The following is a 14,603-nucleotide window of genomic DNA, read 5'->3' as shown; positions in this document are numbered from 1 at the left end:
GCTCACGCTCACACTCGCGCTAGGACTTGGACGGGTACTGGCTGCCGGCCGCTGAAGCGCCTCTCCGTCGGTTACTCCGTTTCTCCCGACGAGTCAGAACTGCACTCGGTGTCGCCGGTATCGTGAGCGCACCAGCTCCCTCGGTCCCGATCTCGTGTGCTGGGGAGACGTGCTGGACGGGTCCGTTCACGATCGGTTCGCCCGGCAACAGGGTGTGATGTGGTGTCCCGACGATCGGGACGAAGTAGCCGACGAGGTCCTCGACTCCGTACCGGATCACGGCGACGAGAGTCGCCCGACCGTCGCGAGAAACGCCTCCGCGAACACTGCCAGGACGTACGGCGTCCAGCGGCCGAGCGTGATACGGCCGAAAAACGCCGGCACGATCACCCGCGCGTACCGCAAGGCGCGGCCTCGATCCGCCGAGGAAGCGGCGCGAGATACCGAGGAAGCCTCTCAGTCGTGTCCGCGCCCATCCGGAGCGGGTGTCTGTGTGAGTTCCAGATCGTTGGCTTCCCCGAGCAGCGACACGAGATCCGCTTCCGTCACCGGCCGTGCGGTCGCCTCCAACCCTGCATCGCGAGCCACACGAACCGCACCCGGTGGGTGGAGGTTCGCGTCCGCCAACAGCGCGTCGTCGTAGAACACCTCCCGGGGCGTTCCGCTTCCAACGACGTTGCCGTCGGCCATCACGCAGACGCGGTCTGCGACCTCGGCGGCAAATTCGAGGTCGTGCGTCGACAGGACGACGCTGATACCGTCCTCGTGAATCCGCTGGATTCGGTCGGCGACCAGTCGGGACCGCTCGGGGTCGAGCCCCGCGAGTGGTTCGTCCAGCACGATCACGCTCGGTTCGAGGACGAGTACACCGGCGAGGCCGACGAGGCGCTTCTCGCCACCGCTCAGGTAGTGCGGAATGCGGTCTTCGAGGTGGCTCGCGTCGACGGTCGCGAGCGCCTCGCGAGCGCGCGCTCTCGCTTCGTCACCGGGGACGCCGTCGTTCCGGAGGCCGAACATCACGTCGTCGAGGACCGTGGGCGCGACGAGTTGCGTATCGGCGTCCTGGAAGACGAAGCCGACCTCCCTCCGTGCGTGTGCCTCGTTGTCTTCGGTGATCGGCGTGCCGTCGACGACGAGTTCGCCGTCGTCGGGAACGAGCGTCGCGTTCAGGTGTTCGAGGAGCGTCGACTTCCCGGCGCCGTTGCCGCCGACGAGTGCGACGACTTCGTCGGGAGACACCGAGAAGTCGACGTCGTGCATGCCGACGGTCCCGTCGGGGTAGGTGTGGGCCTGACACTGGAGATCGACCAGCGGTGACTCGTCTCGACTCACAGTCCCACCCCGTAGACCGCGACCGCTGCGTAGCCGACGACGGCAACGTACGAGCCGGCGACGACGGCCAGTTCGTGGATCGGTGGCCGCGAGACGTCGCCGTACAGCGTGATGTCGCCGTTGTAGCCACGGGCTTCCATCGACTTGACGAGTCGTTCTGACTGCTCGATCGCCGACAGCATCGTCATGCCGAGGATTCTGGCGTACAGCCGTTTGTTCGACCAGAACTCCGAGAGGTTCGCACCGCGGGAGAGCGCGGCTTTCACCAGGTCCTCGAGCGTCTCGATCATGACGAACGTGAACCGGTAGGTGAGCAGCGCGATCTGGTCGATCGGCCGTGGGAGTAGTCGTCCGAGCAGGTGCGCCACGTCGGTGTATTTGGTCGTCATCGACGCCGTCAGGGCGAACGTGACGACCGTGAGTGACCGACAGCTGAGCTCCCCGAAGAGCACGAGCCCTGCCCACGTGACCGAGAGTTCACCGAGCGGCGTCGAGAGCGCGCCGCCGATCGGCGTCCCCGGTTCGAGGAACGCCAGCGGCCCGGCGACCGAGACGATGAACAGCAGCGGGAGCGTGTACCACCCAGCGAGTCGTCGGTATGGCAGCCCCGCGAGTCCGTAGACCACCAGTACGGCTCCGTACAGTCCGGCCAGGAGCGCGAGGCGGTCGAACACCGTGACGGCGAGGACGAGCGCGCCGACGACGCCGACCTTCGTCCAGGGGTTGACGCGGTGTAACGGGCCGTCTCGCCGCTCGGCGAACGCCGTGATGAGCCGCGGATCGGGAACGTGGTTCGAGAGTGTCGTCACGGGTATCGGGGCGAGCGTTCTCCGTCCTCGAAGCCGCCGTAGCGGTCGACGTAGACGTACAGTCCGATGCCGAGGACAACCAGTACGAGGACGAGCGCGCCGAATTCGAGCATCAGCCCGCCCTTCCGAATGGGTCCGGCGACGACGATACCGCGGCCGAAGTCGACGAGCGAACCGCCGCCCTCCTGCACACCGCGCTGGAGGGCGTTCGCGGAGCGTTTGGCCCACGGCAGTGCGCCGCCCGTCGCGGTGAAGCCCCAGTAGCCGGCCGAGAGGAAGGCTGCGAACAGTCCGAGGAGGCCACCGTACTGCTTCCAGCGCTGCATCAGGCCGTCACCCCGGTCGGCTCCTCCTGGGTGTCACGGTCGACGAGACCGACGAGGTCGGGGCGGACGGACGCGAGGAACTGAACGATGAAGCCCGTCAGGAGGCCCTCGATGACGGCGACGCCGAGGTTGAGCCCGACGAGTCCAGCGACGGCGATCGTCAGGTCACCACGCGGCAGCGCGCTCCCGTTCACGCCGCTGACGACGATGATCGCCCCCATCAGGAACGCGCCTGCGGAAAGGCCGAGCGTCGCGGCGCTCGCGCTGGCGGGGAAGACGTCCCAGTCCATCCCCATCAGGGTCTTGAACGCGTAGTAGGCGACGATGGCTTCGCTCGCGTTGACGAGCGTATTCGCGCCGAGGAGGCCGACCGCACCGTGGCCGAGCGCTGCCGAGAAGATGTTGACGACGAGTGCGATGAGCGCCCCGAGCAGCGGCCCAGCGAGAATCCCCACGAGGCCGGTGAGGTTCATGTGGATGCCACCCCACACGGGGATGTTCAACTGGAAGATCGCGAAGCTCGCGGCCGCGCCGATGCCCGCGAGCGCGATCTGGTGTGTCTCGATGCCGCCTTTCCGGACCCGGTAGACGACGGTACTGATCAGTCCGACGCCGAGCAGCGTCCAGAGTACCAGCGCCCATAGCGGGAACGAGCCTTCTCCGAGGTGAATGTGTGCCATCTTCAGTTTGCTAATTTTGATAGCAATTATAATAAAGCTACTGTACTAGAACGAAGTAGATAATAACTATGGCATAGGATGGATGTGCGTCTTGGTAGAGAAGGGAGTCGACTTCCGTCGACGCAAGTTGTTTCCACCATCGCTCGCTTATCCGTGCGGTCATGACGTCGACGGGTACGACCGTGTATTCGACTGAAACGGACTCGTCTGTTCCTCGAACGGTTCCGATGAATCCCAGGACGTCGTCGTACTCCGGCGGAGCCGTGTTCGTCCGCGACGTAGATCGCCCCGGAGTCTTCGGCGCGCGAGTCGAACCACCGGTGCTGCTAACCGGCGAGAGGGGCAGAACAGTATCAGTTCATATCGGCCAGCGGGCCGAAGTCGTCGACGGGCAGCACGGAGTAGTCGATCGTGAGCGTGTCCTTCGTGGCTCGGATCTTCCCGACGAACGTCGAGATCTCCTCGAGCGACCCTTCGAGAACGAACAGTTCCATGCAATGATGGCCGCCGACGTGACTGTGGAAGTTCGAAGCGACGATGTCCTCGTGTTCGTGACGGAGGTGCATCATCTTCTCCTCGACGCTCGTCGTCTCGTAGTCGAAAACCACGGTGACGACGCCCATCAAGTCCCGATCTTCGAGTTTCTTATCCTCGAACTCACCGAGGAGGTTGCGACTCGCCTCACGAATCACTTCACTGCGACCAGTATAGCCGTGATCGTCCGCGAACTGGTCGATTCGATCGAGCAACTCCTCCGGCATCGAGACGCTGACCACGCTCATATAACAATGGAGGCCGAATGAAATATTAAATATTATCATCCCCAGCTGCGACAGCACGGCGATTCCGAACGTACCGTCCACGATAGTGGGACGCCGGCACTCTAAGGGAGACTGAGTCCCCTCGAAATTGCGGAGTGTTGCTGAAACGAATTCGGAGGTCGTCGGAAGCTTGTCGCCTTTGGCCTCGCTCACGGCCTTCGCGGCGACCTTCGGCTGCTGCCGAACCGTCTCGGTGGCGCGGGTGTGCTGTTCGACGACGGACTTTGCGAGGTCCGGAGTGTCGCTCCAGAGCCGCTCGTGCACGAACGTGATGCCGCCGGGCTAGCCGGACATGAACGACCCCGCCCACGTGAGCCGCTCGAAGGGAGGCACCCTTCGCTTCGAGGGCGGTCGGAATCGGCTCCATGATGACGGTGCCGTCGACGTTCCCGGAGAGTAGCGACCGCTTGACGGGGCTGCCCGGCCATCGGCTCGATCTCCACGAGATCCGGCGAGACGCCAAGCTCCTCGCGCAGCCAGTACTGGAGCAGGACGAACGCGACGCTGCCCTTCGGGAACGTGCTAAATTTGAACTTCCGGCCGTTCTCCGCGCGGAACTTCTGGAAGGCGTCCGCGCCGTGTTCGTCCGAGGGTGGCGAAGTCCTCGTGGCCAAGGACCACGAAGCCAGGCATACTGCCGGCCGACGGCCCGGATCCACCGTCACCGCCGTCGTTCGCAACCACGGGTCCGCAGTTCCTATCGCGACGTACGGTTCATGCCTCCCGGTTCGCCCGGGCGATCAGGTCGGTGGCCGTCTCGACGGCCTCGACCGCCGTCTCACCGAGGACGTAGGTGATCGGTTCGATGCCGAACGCGCCCTCGTGGTAGACGACCCGGGGGACGCCGTCCGCGAAGCGCGCCTCCAGTCGGTCCCGTCGGTCCTCGTAGTCCGCGTCGAACGCGACGGCGTCCTCCGGCGCGGCCGCGAGCAGGTCGTCGCTCGTCGCCAGATTGACCGCGCCGCGGATCGAGGGATCGGCGGCGGCCGCCGCGAGGAGCGTCGTCGCGACGTGCTGGGAGGCGCCGAACTCCGGGTTCGAGGGGACGTTGATGCCGCCGCGCATCGCGTGGATGCGACCGGGAACCGCGGCCACGTCCGTCTCGTCGGTCGCCTCGGGGAGCGCCATCGCCACGTTCGTCCCCACGTTCGGCACGTGGGCGGCGACGGCCGGGGCGTTGGCGAAGGTCCGCACCGCGCGCCGGACGTTCGAGAGGACGTCCCGTTCGGCCTGTACCGCGCGGTCGCGGCCGCGCACGCACAGGTCACACCCCATGCCCTCCAGCGCCGGCATCTCCTCCTCGTGGACCGCACAGATCGGCCCGCGGTCCTCGAACTCCCGGACGAGTTCCAGGAGTTCCGCCAGCGCCTCGTAGTCGTCCATCCGCCCCGACTCGAAGCCGTCTGCGATGCGCTCGACCGTCGCCTGCATCCGCGGGTGCTCCGCGAAGCGCTCCTCCTCGCCGCGCTCCCCGGCGAGATACCCGCTCACGGCCGCCTGCGACACCCCGAGTCGATCGGCGATGTCGCGCTGCGCGAAGCCGCGTTCCGAGAGCGCCGACGCGAGCATCGACCGCGCGGTCGGCAGGAATCGATCGACGACGATCTGACTCGGCAACTGCACCGTCACCGTTCCACCGCCCGTGTCCCGCGTTCCATACCTCCACGTCGGGGCGGCGCGGTTTATATGGTCACGGCCTCGCTTCCCAAGGCTTTAGCTCGGTCACACCGACGGGAGCGCCATGCGACACGTCCCATTCGACGGCGCGGAGACGTACGAACCGGACGAGGGGTGGCGGCGGGTGTCGATGGCCGGAAGCGACCGGTTCAGCTTCGAGTGGTTCGAGAAGCCGCCGGGCCACTCCTCGCCGATGCACGACCACGAGAACGAACAGGTCTGTCTGGTTCTGCAGGGGGAACTCACGGTCTACACCGAGGACGACGAGGCGACCCTCGGTCGGTGGGACTCGGTCCACTTGGAGCCCTGGGAGGCCCACCGCGTCGAGAACACGGGCGAGGAGACGGCCGTCGGCCTCGACGCCTTCGCTCCCGGGCGGTCGTTCGACTTCTGGACGGATCGCGAGTGAGGAGGGGTCCTCCCGCGAACTCGATTTCCGACCGATTACGAACCGGTAGCCGAGGGGTCGCGATGACTGGAAGTTGAGACTACAGTGGGCTTAGCGGGGCTGTGATGCGTAGTTTCAGCTGAATCGACGAGCGGAACCTGCTGCAGATCCCTCTCCAAACGGGGATTATGTTGAATTAGAAACTAATTCGGAGCATTTCCGAGACCTCGGATAGTGTCGCCACTCAGATGCCGCGCTAACCCAGATCGAGTGCCTCTCTACCCGATTCCAGTCTCCTTCTTCAGCAGTGTCAGTGTATTGTCGGCTGTTACGATCGGCGAATGCTCGTACTCACCGGTCAACTCAACCTGCACGAGCAAATCGACCGCTCGCCAGATTGAGTACAACAAACAGGCAAACGCGAAGTAGAAGAACCGGAGTCCGAAATCCTTCGACGTCGTCGCAGCTATGAATCGCTTGATCGATTTGTAGCCGCTCTCGATCTCCCAGCGATAGCCATACTCACTCAGAGAACTCCCACCGTGATTGGACATAAAGACCGAGTATTGTCGGTGATCGTCTTGCTTGGAGTCCTCTTTCCGGCGGTAGATCAGCGTCGTCTCGTGCCATTCGTTCTTCCCGAGGTGGAGCTTCCGGTCGGTCTCGTGTCGATCCCGATCTCGTTGGAGCAACCGCTTGGCCTGCGCTTTCTCGCTGGTCTGCATCCGCTTTGGAACAACGTACGATAGCCCGCGCTGGCTGAGCATCTCCAGGACGTGCTGGCTGTCGAACTTCCGGTCCATCAGTACGTTATCGACGTGAACCAGCTCCTCGGCTGAATTCAAGAGGTCCTCAACGATTTCTAAGCGGGACTCTCCCTTCCGAACTGGCCGTGCGTCTAGCACAATCGGCACTGCATTCCCTACTAACTGGACGGTGGCCCACTGGTAGGCGTACTCGTCAGTTTTCTCCTTCGTGCCGATGATTTCGTCTTCGTGGCCCGTTCTATCGCCAGTGAACGGGTCCGCTTCAGTAATGTCGATGGCGATAATTCCGGCTCGGAAGAGCTCCTCTGTCTCCGCGACTTCGCTCAGGAGCCTGCTGACGGCCTGTCGGTACATCTCTCGGGTCTCCGCAATTGAGAGGTCACGAACTTGCTCGCGATGGGCTAACGGTGTCCGCTCACGAGTCGACTCGTAGGTGAAACTCCGAGCGCCCTCGTTGGCCGCGAGGCGCTCACGAAGTCCGAGATACGTCTGCAGGTCCCAGTAAGCGTTCTCGTGAATCTCACAGCCCTCACCTCGATCCAGTGAGAATGCCGGGAAGACAATACGACTGACGTGCTCCGTAGTCGTTGCCGCTTCGTCGAGGACAGCTTGATCGTCCGGGTCCGATTCGTCCCCTTCGTCACCGCGAGATGGAAGATGGCGTTCTGGGTTCCGCGGGACTGCGACATCCGCGTCTTGGGCCTTGATGAGGATGGTCCGCGCAGCTGTCTCGACGGTACTGCGAAGGTCGGTGGTGAATCGTTTGTGCCAGCTGCGCCACAGCGTCGACTGGTCCGGGACACTTTCCAAGCCCAACTGCTCGCAGAGCACCGGGCGACACTCGAGATACTCGATCAGTGCGGTTTCGTGGGCCCACCCGTGGAGCTCTTTCAGCAAGAACACGCGAAAGAGCGTGTCTATCTCGTAGCGAGTCGACCCCACGTAGCGGTCGTGGGTGGCGAATCCAAAATACGCCAACGGGAGTGCACAGACGAAGTTCTCCACCGACTCGTGGCGATTATGCTTGAGCCAAGTTTGCGAGACTACCCTAATATCAGACTCCAGCCCGGCAAGAGAGCTTCGCTCGTACAGCGGTGTCGCATCGTATACTGGCCAATCAGTGTGAGGCCGTTTAGCAATCGTCGAAAGACATCTCGGCGAGACTTACGGACCGTGGTCACTACGAGAGACTGCCAGCGACGCACTCAAGAATCCATCCAACCGGTCGGTACAGAGAGCCGGTTCATCATCTGTAGGATACCACCACCAACACGTTCTAATCACCGAGAGAAGAACTCCCAGATATGCCCTCCCGAGGTGCTCCTTCCACACAAAAGCAAGCACTCGTAGCTGCACTTCAATGGGGCTTAGTCCAGACGTTCGTTCTCGATACACTTGGCCGACTCTTCGGAAACTATTACCATGCAACGACGGAGGCATTTTTGCCACCGAGTTGGGTGACGTCGATTCAATTCGCAGCCCCACTAGGCCTCCTCGTCGGCGGCATCGGCGGCTACCGCTGGGTGACGAGTGGTCGAGCGACGACATCAGCGTCGGCACATCGAAACCGTGTCATCTTCGTGGGGTCGCTTCTTGCTGGTTGGGCGCTCGCTATTGTCCCAACAATGGCGTTCCAGTGGCTCCTCGGAGATCAACTGTTTTTCGATGCCATATTTTGTCCTACCGACTCTGACAGCAGTCTTGGTCTTCGTCGGGTCGTACCTGCTTGCTTATCGAGTCGAGACCGAGTGGTACCGTCATCATCGGACCCGACTTCTGGGCGCAGTCAAAGGGGCGTTTGCTGGATTACTGGTCGGGTTCATCGGCTTCATCACGTATGGTGGATATCTCGCCGCGACGCAGACCAACTACAGCCTCAGTGGTGGCCCTGGAATCGTCTTGGCCGTGTGTCTCGGGGCGATTGCTGGCTATGTGATGACTGATACGGAACGTGGTGGGGATCGATCTGCAGAGTTTATTGTCCTCCTGATTGGATCTCTTCTCGCAATCAGTCTGGTGATGACTCTCGGGATGGTTGCACTCAATACAGTCGGGGTGTCTCCATTCGGGTTTACTTCGTCGTTCATTTTGCCCCTTATCCCGCTTGTCTTGGCGCTCGGCGTGGCTGGGTACCTAGCGTACGGGGTTCAGACAACGTTCTACCGACGATTCGTTGGACGATAGGCAAGCTACCCTATAGCTGCGTCACTTGGCCATTTCCTGAATGAGAATATGGTGTATATGCTACTGAAGCTCCTCAACGAGTGCAGCAACCGTCTCGTCAACGAGATCTCCGGCAAGACACCCCTGCCAGAAGTCGATATCCTCGTGGTCAATGGATTGGACGCCCCACGGGACGATCCGACTCTCGTCCGGTGTCCCGCCACGAAGCCAGCTCTCCTCAGGAATGGCGATGAGGCCATCCATCCAAGACTTCGACGTTAGTGTTACTGCGATATACTGCTCGCCGTAGAACGGACGGCCTTCGTGGTTCGAGAGGATAAGCCAGGGACGAGCGTCTTCTTCGCCTTTGAACGGGTCATCGCCGTAGACGACATCGCCACGCTCAAAGATCGGTGTCCCTTCGTCGGTCACTGTTCATCCTTGACGCTCGGGTGGGGCTTCTGCGGTGCGTGCTCGCGCCACGTCTCCTTATCCTCTGTACCGAGTTGGTCGTTGAACAGTGCGGTCGCCCGTTCGTAGCCGCTGTATCCTTCGAGGCGCTCGGCGTCGTCGGTTATCGCCCAGTACGTCGCCTTGTGTTCGACCAGACCGCGATCCTTCAATCGTGAGAGTGCAGTGCTCACCGCCCCCTCCTCAACGCCGATCTGAGAGGCAATTTCGCGCGCCTTGAACGCCCGATCCTCGTTGGCGGCGAGAAACCCGAGAACCTGATCAGGGACCGAAAGATCCGCGAGCTCGTCCTCGCTCGTGTTCTCGAACATATCTCGGTCGATGGACATCGTTGAAAGGAGGTACGCCATGCGCTGTAAAGAGTGTTAGGTGTGAAAGCTACGAAATTGCTGAAGGTGAATTACTGTCCATCGCGAAGGAGTTCGAGAACCGTATTTGAGACGACCAGTCTCAACTCCTGCGATGATTATTTGATATAGCGATATACGATTTATATATGGTGAGAGCGACGGCGATCAGGTCAGTTCGTAGATGTGTTCGGCGTAGGTTCGGCGGACGCGGTCGCCCCAGTCGTGGGTGTAGGTGTCGATGACGTCGCTCGCGACGTCGCCCCGGAGGTACTTGACGATCCCACGGTCTCCCGTCCGGTCGCGAAGGTGGGTCGTGAAGAAGTGCCGGAAGTAGTGGGGCGTGACGTTCTCCTCGGCTCCGCCGCCGTCGTGGTGCCAGCCACGGTCGCTCGCGTGGGTTTCGACGGTGTGGTGGACGATGTGGGGCGTCACCCGCCGCCCCCAGTTGTCGGCGGTGCTGAGAAAGAGCGGCTCGGCCCGGGAGACGGGGTCCGGGCGGACGGCCAGCCACCGGACGAGCGTCCGGCGGAGTTCGCCGTCGACGGGGATCACCGTCGCGCGCTTGCGCTTGTTGGCCGCCGTCCGGCGCTCGCCGTCGGTCACGTCGCCGACGGCCCGGTCCGCGGCGACGAACAGGGCGTCCCCGCGGCCGTCGAGCTGCGGTCGGATCGAGACGCCCAGCTCCTCCCGGGTCGTCGGAATCGAGAGGTCGCGGAGGTCCAGATTGCAGAGTTCGCCGACCCGGATGCCCGTCTTGAGCATGGTGAGCAACAGCGCACGGTCGAGCGGGTGCGCGACGCCCGCGACGAACTCCCGCATCTCGGGCAGGGATATCTCGCGACGGGTCGGATCGGTGTTGATGCGCTCGTCCATCTCCTCGACGACGAGGGTCATCGGGTTGCTGTCGAAGGCGCCGACCTGGGTCATGTAGGCGTAGAACCGGTGGAGATAGGCCGCGTAGGTGGCGACGGTACTCTCCGCGACGGTCCCCCGTAACCCGTGGATCCACGCCATGCAGTCCCTGTGGGCCGCCTCCGCTGGCCCGTCGACGCCGCGGTCGGCGTCGAGAAACGCCTCGAAGTCCCGCAGGACGCGCTCGTAGGCCGCCCGCGTGCGGTCGGTCTTGCCGTGGAAGGTCATATCCTGCAGGAAGTAGCCCACGGCGTCGTCGACGTCGTCGCTCACGAGTCCTCCACGAGTCGGTAGCCGCCGGCCCGCCCGCTGTACTGGACGACGTTCTCCTCCTGTAGCTCTTGGAGGGTCTCCTCCAGGCGGTCCTCGACGTCCTCGGTCACCCGTTCGAGCAGGTCGTCCCACGAACGGCCGTCCTCCGCGTCGAGTGCCTCTCTCACCCGGGGTTCGAGCCCCGAACTCCCCGCTCCACCGCCGTCGTCGTGAGACGGCGGCTCGGGAACCTCGAAGTCACGTCTGCCGGCCTGCACCATCGTCCGGACGAACTCGCTTTGACTCATCCCGAGTCTGTCGGCGTGTTCCTCCCAGCGTTCCTTCTGGTAGGGCGGGACGTACGTCTTCACCGGAACGGCGTCGTCTCCCATACACCCCCTGGGTTCGCCGCCCTAATCAAAGTAGTCCCACTGACGAAGATAACTGTCCTTATTTGTATTCGTGGGGTCACAATACCACCCCGAACTTTCGGTTATTTGTGCAAATAGGCATATCTTTCGGCAACAGATGGGACTGGAATCACAAATCAAAATTTGAACGGGTGTTTGGTGGTACCACGACACTCACTCCGCCGCGCGCTCGATCAGCTCGGCCGTGTCGGTTTGCGGATCGTTCACGCGCGTCGAGACCGGGTAGGCCGTCATCTCCTCGGCGGGGTGGGGCTCCAGCAGGTCGGCGGCCTCCTCGACGGAGCCGTGAAGCCACGTCGACTCCGCGTCCGGATCGAGGATCACCGCCATGCGGTGGTGGAGGTCGGAAACGACGTCGTTGGGTTCCGTCGTCACGACGGCGAACGACTCCACCGGCTCGGGGTCGCCGGCCACCTCGCCGTCTCCGAACTCCCCGAGGCCGGTCTGCCGGGATGGCGGCTCCCAGCGCGACCGGATCCCCGCCATCGCGAACGGGCGGTCGTCCTCGAAGGCGACCCTGTACGGTCGCTTCCCCGACGAGCGATCCACCCACTCGTAGAACCCGTCGGCCGGGACGAGACACCGCCGTCGCTCGAAGGCGTCCGCGAAACTCGGCTTCTCGGTCAGCGTCTCCGCGCGGGCGTTGATGAGGTCCGTCGACGCCTCGTCGGCCCACGACGGGATCAACCCCCACCGCTGGCGCCGCATTCGCGTCGGGTCCTCCCCCGTCACGACCGGGAGGTCCTGCCCCGGCGCGCAGTTGTACCGTGGTTCGAGGTCCGGAACGGCGGTTCCGAAGCGACCCGCCAGTTCTTCCGCCGGCGTGAACAGGGTGTACCGCCCGCACATACCCCGTCGTTCGACCGAGCCGAGTATAAACCGCTCGGCACCGCCTAGCCGACACATAAACTTCATATCGCTATATACAATCTCCGGGCAGTGGTTTCGAATGTGCATGGGAGTAGCTGAAAACTGGCCGGGATTTGAGCTTGAAAGCGCTACAATGACGATCTCATGCCGGCCTGCCGAACGATAGTTCGGTGTAGAACGAATTTTTCCGCGAGAGCGGACGAATTGCGGGGATCTGTGTTTAGTTGTGACTCGCCGCTGGGCGAACCCGACCGGGCGTGAGTGGGTAGCCGTACATGCTGAGGATTCGGGCGACGAGGTTCTGGAATCGCTTTGCTTTCAGTCGCGGTTTACTGCGCTGCTCAGAGTCAAGGTCCAGTTGGACGAGGAAGTCGACGAGCCGCCACATGTTGTAGACCAACATGCCGAACCCGAAATGGAACAACCGGACTTGATACTCCTTCGAGGTCGTCCACGGGAAGAAGTCCGTGATGCAGCGATATCCCGTCTCCAGGCCCCAATGACGCCGATAACGGTTGATTTTGCGTTTGGTTTCTCGGCGGTCGAGCGCTATCTCGTCGTCGACCTCACTGTTGGTGGCGAACACGACGGTCTTCTCCGGGTTCGTGCGCTTCGGCACGCCCACGTGCGTGGCCCGTACCGCCCCATTCGATTTCTCGGGGGTGCGACCGTAGATGGTTTTGTTTTTCTTGACCCAGACGTCGTGATTCGCGCGCCGAATCCACCGCTTGACGCGCTCGTTCGCAGGCACACGAATCACGAAGTCAGTGCGAGCGGCTTGGAGCGCTCGGATTGTGTCGACGGCGTAGAATTCGGCGTCAGCGTACACTCGCTGGACGCTCACGTGTTCGCTGGCTGCTGCAATGAGCTCGCGGACCAGTTCGCCGATTCCTTGGCCCTTGGTGTGGGGACGGACTGCGAGCATGAATTGGACGTTGTCGCCGACGATTGCGGCGGTCGCGAACTTCATGCACCAATCGTAGCCTTTCGAGGGGGGTGCCCCCATCACCACGACTTGGTCGTCGTCTTCGCCGTAGTTCAGAGCTTCTCGATCGTTGCTGTAGTAGGCGACGTACGTCATGTCGATCGCGAGTTCGGCGGGGCGAGTGAACTCGAGGTGCCGCCGTGCGGATTTCAACTGGACATCGACACCGGCCTGGATTATCTCACAGACCTCCTCGACGTCCAGTTGCTTAAGGTAATGGAGCAGCGTCTCCCCGTCGGGGGCACTCACGCCCTTTGGGGCGTTGTTGTAGAGTTCGCTGCCTTGTCCGGCCGCACACGCCTCGGTACTCATGACGCTCTCCAGGCCGAGGAGTCCGCTCGTCGAATACTGTCTGCCGGACTCTGGGCGGTCTAGGTCAACAGCACCGTACAATAGTCCGCGAAGCTCCTCGGATACTTCGAGGGTCTTCTCTTTGATGTGGCGGTCCTCAGTGCGCTCTGAGACGTCGTCTTTCTCGTCGGGCTCGAGGGATTTCAGGCCGATTGGATTGTCCTGCTCGTGGGCGTACTCGAGGATGCGATGAGTGGTGTGTTGGATCTGGATACGGAACTCATCGCTCAGCCGTCTTCCTGGAGTTCGGTCGAGCGTCGTCCGGGAAGACACTTCGTCGAAGCCGAGCGCTGCTGCCTCATCTGGATTCTCGGTCAGTCGAGTATGGAGCTCAACCCCCGTGTACCCCATGAGGTCTTTGAGGAAGAGTGCCCGTACCATCGGGTCGAAGGGGAAGGAATCGTCAGACTCGTCGTAGGTGTCGCCCTGATCTTGATACGGGCTGAAATCGAGGCCGGCGACGAGTTCGATGACGTCAGCGCCATCGTCGATGTGGTTGATCGCGTCTTGTTCGATCTTGGAACGAGACTTGCACTCGTTCTGGTTGTCGTCTGTCATTGTTCATCTGTGCACCGCCTGGCACTGACAGCGGCGAATTTTGGTGTTTCATAGCGTGCTGGGTTGGATTCTGATTGGTTGACACCAGGAGGCTGTCACCCCCCGAGGGCCACGGTAGAGTAGTCACTCTGGCTAGGGAAACTACTATAATCGCGGCCACTATAGAAGCGAATGCACAGTCCGCTTCCGTTTTTAGTGCAGTTTCCTACCTTTCCGAGCGTCCAATTTGTAATCCTGACTTAAAAACATTCACCGCAGTCCACACGCAGAGCTATGAGTTCGTGGGTGGAGTAAGCAGGCACCCTGCTACGGCCGGATAAGTTGGGGAGAGCGACGATAGTCGCGCAAGGTGACCACAACTGTGCCGGCTGCGGGCTCCTGCAGCTTCCGTTTTCTACGTGTGTATAATAACTACTTTGATAAGTGATCGAATGAAAATCCGCGTTCTAGACGATGTTAG

Annotated in this window: 14 protein-coding genes and 3 pseudogenes; 2 read left to right on the top strand and 15 right to left on the bottom strand. The window is 62.2% G+C overall.

What is annotated here, in order from left to right; genetic code table 11:
• Positions 1 to 19: 19 nt before the first annotated feature.
• The 8 genes and pseudogenes from NBT67_RS18100 to NBT67_RS05345 all read right to left on the bottom strand — a co-directional run.
• Positions 20 to 414 (bottom strand): annotated as a pseudogene (locus NBT67_RS18100) (hypothetical protein); the annotation flags it as partial.
• A 42-nt stretch (positions 415 to 456) separates the two neighbouring features.
• Positions 457 to 1,260 (bottom strand): energy-coupling factor ABC transporter ATP-binding protein, encoded by an 804-nt coding sequence (locus NBT67_RS05375; protein WP_343218030.1) that lies wholly within the window; start codon positions 1,258 to 1,260, stop codon positions 457 to 459.
• A gap of 68 nt (positions 1,261 to 1,328) precedes the next feature.
• Positions 1,329 to 2,141: an energy-coupling factor transporter transmembrane component T family protein gene (locus NBT67_RS05370; RefSeq protein ID WP_251343777.1), complete on the bottom strand. Its 813-nt coding sequence runs from the start codon at positions 2,139 to 2,141 to the stop codon at positions 1,329 to 1,331.
• Positions 2,138 to 2,467 carry a cobalamin transport operon protein gene (locus NBT67_RS05365; RefSeq protein WP_251343776.1) on the bottom strand — a complete coding sequence of 110 codons (330 nt, stop codon included), beginning with the start codon at positions 2,465 to 2,467 and terminating at the stop codon, positions 2,138 to 2,140. Before NBT67_RS05365 ends, NBT67_RS05370 begins: the two co-directional genes overlap by 4 nt.
• A complete protein-coding gene (locus NBT67_RS05360; RefSeq protein ID WP_251343775.1) occupies positions 2,467 to 3,147 on the bottom strand; it encodes an energy-coupling factor ABC transporter permease in 681 nt (226 codons plus the stop codon). Before NBT67_RS05360 ends, NBT67_RS05365 begins: the two co-directional genes overlap by 1 nt.
• Before the next feature lie 142 nt (positions 3,148 to 3,289).
• A pseudogene (locus tag NBT67_RS05355) lies at positions 3,290 to 3,397 on the bottom strand (nickel-responsive transcriptional regulator NikR); the annotation flags it as partial.
• Positions 3,398 to 3,500: 103 nt separating this feature from the next.
• Entirely contained in the window at positions 3,501 to 3,929 is a 429-nt protein-coding gene (gene nikR / locus NBT67_RS05350; protein ID WP_251344344.1) for a nickel-responsive transcriptional regulator NikR, read from the bottom strand.
• A 753-nt stretch (positions 3,930 to 4,682) separates the two neighbouring features.
• Positions 4,683 to 5,597: a thiamine-phosphate synthase family protein gene (locus tag NBT67_RS05345; protein WP_251343774.1), complete on the bottom strand. Its 915-nt coding sequence runs from the start codon at positions 5,595 to 5,597 to the stop codon at positions 4,683 to 4,685.
• 112 nt (positions 5,598 to 5,709) lie between these two features.
• Here NBT67_RS05345 and NBT67_RS05340 point away from each other — a divergent pair, with 112 nt between their 5' ends.
• Entirely contained in the window at positions 5,710 to 6,054 is a 345-nt protein-coding gene (locus NBT67_RS05340) for a cupin domain-containing protein (protein WP_251343773.1), read from the top strand.
• 257 nt (positions 6,055 to 6,311) lie between these two features.
• Here NBT67_RS05340 and NBT67_RS05335 read toward each other — a convergent pair.
• Positions 6,312 to 7,981, bottom strand: a pseudogene (locus NBT67_RS05335) (transposase).
• Between the two features lie 520 nt (positions 7,982 to 8,501).
• Here NBT67_RS05335 and NBT67_RS05330 point away from each other — a divergent pair.
• A complete protein-coding gene (locus tag NBT67_RS05330; protein WP_251343772.1) occupies positions 8,502 to 8,984 on the top strand; it encodes a hypothetical protein in 483 nt (160 codons plus the stop codon).
• A 60-nt stretch (positions 8,985 to 9,044) separates the two neighbouring features.
• On the opposite strand, the gene NBT67_RS05325 is transcribed toward NBT67_RS05330, so the two are convergent.
• From NBT67_RS05325 to NBT67_RS05300, 6 genes are all read right to left on the bottom strand, one after another.
• The gene (locus tag NBT67_RS05325) at positions 9,045 to 9,395 is read right to left on the bottom strand and encodes a type II toxin-antitoxin system PemK/MazF family toxin (RefSeq protein ID WP_251343771.1); all 351 of its coding nucleotides are present in this window, start codon (positions 9,393 to 9,395) and stop codon (positions 9,045 to 9,047) included.
• A complete protein-coding gene (locus NBT67_RS05320) occupies positions 9,392 to 9,763 on the bottom strand; it encodes a MarR family transcriptional regulator (protein ID WP_251343770.1) in 372 nt (123 codons plus the stop codon). The genes NBT67_RS05325 and NBT67_RS05320 overlap by 4 nt, the downstream gene beginning before the upstream one ends.
• Before the next feature lie 186 nt (positions 9,764 to 9,949).
• A complete protein-coding gene (locus tag NBT67_RS05315) occupies positions 9,950 to 10,924 on the bottom strand; it encodes a tyrosine-type recombinase/integrase (protein ID WP_251344342.1) in 975 nt (324 codons plus the stop codon).
• Between the two features lie 41 nt (positions 10,925 to 10,965).
• Positions 10,966 to 11,340 (bottom strand): DUF5805 domain-containing protein, encoded by a 375-nt coding sequence (locus NBT67_RS05310; protein ID WP_251343769.1) that lies wholly within the window; start codon positions 11,338 to 11,340, stop codon positions 10,966 to 10,968.
• A gap of 192 nt (positions 11,341 to 11,532) precedes the next feature.
• Positions 11,533 to 12,228: an SOS response-associated peptidase gene (locus NBT67_RS05305; RefSeq protein ID WP_251343768.1), complete on the bottom strand. Its 696-nt coding sequence runs from the start codon at positions 12,226 to 12,228 to the stop codon at positions 11,533 to 11,535.
• 241 nt (positions 12,229 to 12,469) lie between these two features.
• Positions 12,470 to 14,143, bottom strand: a complete 1,674-nt coding sequence (locus tag NBT67_RS05300) for a transposase (protein ID WP_251343767.1) — start codon at positions 14,141 to 14,143, stop codon at positions 12,470 to 12,472.
• Between the last annotated feature and the right edge of the window lie 460 nt (positions 14,144 to 14,603).

It is taken from the genome of Haloplanus sp. GDY1 (genome assembly GCF_023703775.1).
Classification (GTDB): domain Archaea; phylum Halobacteriota; class Halobacteria; order Halobacteriales; family Haloferacaceae; genus Haloplanus; species Haloplanus halophilus.
The sequence above is the reverse complement of the archived record's forward strand: the minus strand, read 5'-3'. Positions and strand labels throughout refer to the sequence as shown.